At 48.0% G+C, this 4,349-nt stretch carries 4 protein-coding genes, 4 tRNA genes and 1 pseudogene; 7 read left to right on the top strand and 2 right to left on the bottom strand.

Going from position 1 to position 4,349, the window contains the following annotated elements:
- Window positions 1-209 precede the first annotated feature (209 nt).
- Both murB and birA read left to right on the top strand, forming a co-directional pair.
- Window positions 210-1,238, top strand: coding sequence for a UDP-N-acetylmuramate dehydrogenase (murB, locus tag OH663_RS25775; RefSeq protein WP_045438317.1), 1,029 nt, complete (start codon window positions 210-212; stop codon window positions 1,236-1,238).
- Complete coding sequence (gene birA / locus OH663_RS25770; RefSeq protein ID WP_045438322.1) at window positions 1,235-2,197, top strand: bifunctional biotin--[acetyl-CoA-carboxylase] ligase/biotin operon repressor BirA; 963 nt, start codon at window positions 1,235-1,237, stop codon at window positions 2,195-2,197. The genes murB and birA overlap by 4 nt, the downstream gene beginning before the upstream one ends.
- 30 nt (window positions 2,198-2,227) lie before the next feature.
- On the opposite strand, the gene coaA is transcribed toward birA, so the two are convergent.
- Window positions 2,228-3,178 carry a type I pantothenate kinase gene (coaA, locus tag OH663_RS25765; RefSeq protein WP_045449387.1) on the bottom strand — a complete coding sequence of 317 codons (951 nt, stop codon included), beginning with the start codon at window positions 3,176-3,178 and terminating at the stop codon, window positions 2,228-2,230.
- A gap of 289 nt (window positions 3,179-3,467) precedes the next feature.
- Window positions 3,468-3,548, bottom strand: a pseudogene (locus OH663_RS25760) (hypothetical protein); the annotation flags it as partial.
- A gap of 19 nt (window positions 3,549-3,567) precedes the next feature.
- Between OH663_RS25760 and OH663_RS25755 the strand changes: the two are divergent.
- The 5 genes from OH663_RS25755 to OH663_RS25735 form a co-directional block, all read left to right on the top strand.
- Window positions 3,568-3,643: transfer RNA gene (locus tag OH663_RS25755), tRNA-Thr, on the top strand.
- An 8-nt stretch (window positions 3,644-3,651) separates the two neighbouring features.
- A tRNA-Tyr gene (locus tag OH663_RS25750) sits at window positions 3,652-3,736 on the top strand.
- Between the two features lie 113 nt (window positions 3,737-3,849).
- A tRNA-Gly gene (locus OH663_RS25745) sits at window positions 3,850-3,924 on the top strand.
- Window positions 3,925-3,929: 5 nt separating this feature from the next.
- Window positions 3,930-4,005: transfer RNA gene (locus OH663_RS25740), tRNA-Thr, on the top strand.
- Between the two features lie 118 nt (window positions 4,006-4,123).
- Window positions 4,124-4,349, top strand: a 226-nt coding sequence (locus tag OH663_RS25735; RefSeq protein WP_001403315.1) for a GTP-binding protein, incomplete at its 3' end; no start/stop codon positions are given.

The following is a 4,349-nucleotide window of genomic DNA, read 5'->3' as shown; positions in this document are numbered from 1 at the left end:
GATGGTAGTGTGGGGTCTCCCCATGCGAGAGTAGGGAACTGCCAGGCATCAAACCAGTGAAGAAGCCCATCCTGCCGGATGGGCTTTTTTGCGTCTGCGGACTGCAGGAAATACTGCCGTCCGGCACAACACAACCACTCTTCCATAACACAAGCCATCCTGCGGCATATGCGGTAAACTAAACGCGATTTTGCATCAGGAAAGCGTCTATGAATCACTCCCTTAAAGCCTGGAATACCTTCGGTATCGATCAATATGCTAACGAGCTTGTCTGCGCCGAAAACGAGCAACAACTACTTAGTGCCTGGCAATCAGCTAACGCATTACATTATCCAGTACTGATCCTGGGCGAAGGGAGTAATGTCCTGTTCCTTGATTCCTTCCATGGTGCGGTAATCATCAACCGCATCAAGGGCATTGAGGTTACAGAACAACCTGACGCGTGGCATTTACATGTGGGGGCTGGTGAAAACTGGCACAACCTGGTACAGCATACGCTGCAGCTTGGCATGCCGGGGCTGGAAAATCTGGCATTAATTCCCGGTTGCGTTGGCTCTTCACCTATCCAGAATATTGGTGCTTATGGCGTAGAGTTACAACGTGTCTGTGAATATGTTGACTGTGTTGAACTGTCCACAGCCAAGCAATTGCGCGTCAATGCCGCAGAATGTCGCTTTGGTTACCGTGATAGCATCTTCAAACATGAGTACCAGGATCGTTTTGCAATTGTGGCTGTTGGTCTGCGCTTGCCTAAACAATGGCAGCCGGTGTTGACCTACGGTGACTTAGCTCGCCTTGATCCTGTTACGGTGACTCCTCTGCAGGTGTTTGAATCCGTCTGCCACATGCGCACAACAAAACTACCTGATCCGAAAGTGCACGGTAATGCGGGAAGCTTCTTTAAAAACCCGGTTGTTACAGCTGAAGTGGCAAAGATTTTGCTTTCGCAATTCCCCACTGCGCCTCATTATCCTCAGGCGGATGGTTCCGTAAAACTGGCCGCTGGCTGGCTCATCGATCAGTGCCAGCTAAAAGGTATGCGTATTGGTGGGGCTGCAGTACATCAGCAGCAGGCACTGGTACTGATTAATGCTGACAATGCAACGAGCCAGGATGTTGTTCAGCTTGCACATTATGTCCGTCAAAAAGTAGGTGAAAAATTCAATGTCTGGCTCGAACCGGAAGTGAGGTTTATTGGACCTCAGGGGGAAGTGAATGCCGTGGAGATTATTACATGAAGGATAATACCGTACCCCTGACGCTCATCTCGTTATTAGCAGATGGTGAATTTCATTCAGGCGAACAGCTTGGTGAAAAACTTGGAATGAGTCGTGCGGCTATCAATAAACACGTTCAGACATTGCGCGACTGGGGTGTTGATGTATTTACTGTTCCTGGTAAAGGATACAGCCTACCGGAGCCTATCCAGCTGTTGGATTCAGCACTTATTCATTCCCAGCTGAATAGCGGAAATGTAACCGTCTTACCCGTTATCGATTCAACCAACCAATATCTGCTGGACCGAATTAGCCAACTGGAGTCAGGCGATGCCTGTGTCGCTGAATATCAGCAGGCCGGGCGTGGACGTCGCGGGCGAAAATGGTTTTCGCCGTTTGGCGCTAACCTGTATCTGTCAATGTTCTGGCGTCTGGAGCAGGGGCCGGCAGCAGCAATTGGCCTGAGTCTGGTTATTGGTATCGTCATGGCAGAGGTTTTACGCGATCTGGGTGCTGATCAGGTTCGTGTGAAATGGCCTAACGATCTCTATCTGCTCGACCGGAAACTGGCGGGCATTCTGGTTGAACTCACTGGTAAGACGGGCGATGCAGCGCAGATTGTTATTGGCGCAGGTATTAACATGGCCATGCGCCGGGTCGAAGAGGATGTGGTAAATCAAGGATGGATTAACCTTCAGGAAGCCGGAATTAACATTGACCGCAATACACTTGCTGCCCGGCTGATCCGTGATCTACGTGCTGCGCTGGTACTGTTTGAGCAAGAGGGATTAGCGCCTTATCTGTCCCGTTGGAAAAAACTGGATAACTTTATCAATCGGCCCGTTAAGCTGATTATCGGGGATAAAGAAATATTTGGTATATCCAGGGGAATAGATGCGCAAGGCGCACTATTGCTTGAGCAAGATGGTGTGATAAAACCATGGATGGGCGGAGAAATATCACTCAGAAGTGCAGAATAATAAAAAGGGGAGCCGTTGCTCCCCTTTTTATTATTTTCGTAGTCTGACTTGCTCAACGGCATGGTTGCCACTTTTAGTCATAATCAAGCTGGCACGCTCACGCGTAGGTAATATATTTTGCTTTAAATTCAGCCAGTTAATTTCTTTCCAAAGAGAGGTGGCCGTATTAATGGCCTCATCTTCTGATAATTTCGCATAGTTATGGAAATAAGAATCCGGATTGGTAAATGCCCCTTCGCGGAATTTCAGGAAACGGTTGATATACCACGTCTGGAGTAATTCTTCTGGCGCGTCCACGTAAATAGAGAAATCGACAAAGTCAGAAACAAATACATGATGTGGATCGTGAGGATAATCCATCCCGCTTTGTAATACATTTAATCCTTCGAGGATCAATATATCGGGCTGTGCGACAGTTTTGTCACCATCAGGAATCACGTCATAAATTAGATGTGAATAGACCGGGGCCGTGACGTTTGGTACACCTGATTTAATATCAGAAACGAATTTTACCAGACGATGCATATCATAGGACTCAGGGAAGCCTTTCTTCTTCATTAGTCCACGATCTTTCAACACCTGATTGGGGTGAAGAAAGCCATCGGTAGTAATCAACTCAACCTTGCGATGCTCTGGCCAGCGACTCAACAATGCCTGCAGGACACGCGCAGTCGTACTTTTACCAACCGCGACACTGCCAGCAATACTGATGATATAAGGAATACGTTCGCCGTTAGTGCCCAGGAATTGCTCCAGAACAGCCTGGCGGCGCAGATTTGAACTGATATAAAAATTTAGTAAACGCGACAGAGGCAAATAAATTTCGGCAACTTCTTCCAGCGACAGGTCTTCATTAATGCCTTTCAGACGAGCAATCTCGTCCTCGGTCAGAGTCATCGGCACGGAATCACGAAGCGCAGCCCACTGGTTGCGATCAAACTGTAGGTAAGGCGTCATTAACGCTTGCTCTTTTATACTCATACGCATGGTCTGGCTGTCATTGCTGTATCAGGTCAGTGGTAAAAACGAATCATCCCCGGCACGCAATGGCACGTCACATTTCAGTTAATTTGGACAATGGGCAGGAGGGTAACACCAGATGGGGGCGAATAATAAGAAAAAATCATCACCTGAAAAGCAATGTGACGGGCATTCCATATATATAAAGATGCACTTTCTGTCTGCAGGTAAACACGCTGTGAAGCAAAATGCCTCCATTAGAGGGTAACGACCGCTGGAAATTTGCTCAATCCACAGTGCGAATAGATTATTTATCGGTCGTATAGTGCAAAATGTGAGCGATAGAACATTTTATGCAATTTTTTAGTTGCATGCGCACGCAGGTCTCCATAAAATGCGCGCTACTTGATGCCGACTTAGCTCAGTAGGTAGAGCAACTGACTTGTAATCAGTAGGTCACCAGTTCGATTCCGGTAGTCGGCACCATCAAGTCCGGTGGGGTTCCCGAGCGGCCAAAGGGAGCAGACTGTAAATCTGCCGTCACAGACTTCGAAGGTTCGAATCCTTCCCCCACCACCACTTTCTGGCAGCGTTATCGCCGCCTGAGTTGGTTAAAAAATTAATCAGCTCGTACGAAGAAGAGAGAATCTCTTTTTTGTTACAGAAAGAACTGGGTAGCCGAGTTTCAGGATGCGGGCATCGTATAATGGCTATTACCTCAGCCTTCCAAGCTGATGATGCGGGTTCGATTCCCGCTGCCCGCTCCAGACGTGCTGATATGGCTCAGTTGGTAGAGCGCACCCTTGGTAAGGGTGAGGTCCCCAGTTCGACTCTGGGTATCAGCACCACTTCACTTCTCCTTCCCGTTTCTCTCTGTTTACTTTTAAAAGCATTCAACAGCTCAGGTATATTGCCTGGTTGATGTGGTGATATCACCGATTTATCCGTGTCTTAGAGGGACAATCGATGTCTAAAGAAAAATTTGAACGTACAAAACCGCACGTTAACGTCGGTACTATCGGCCACGTTGACCATGGTAAAACAACGCTGACCGCTGCAATCACTACCGTTCTGGCTAAAACCTACGGCGGTGCTGCTCGTGCTTTCGACCAGATCGATAACGCTCCGGAAGAAAAAGCTCGTGGTATCACCATCAACACTTCTCACGTTGAATATGACACCCCGACTCGCC

The organism is Citrobacter sp. Marseille-Q5395 (genome assembly GCF_947057495.1).
Lineage (GTDB): Bacteria > Pseudomonadota > Gammaproteobacteria > Enterobacterales > Enterobacteriaceae > Citrobacter > Citrobacter murliniae.
Note: the sequence above shows the minus strand (reverse complement) of the source record. Positions and strands in the feature narration are given on the sequence as shown.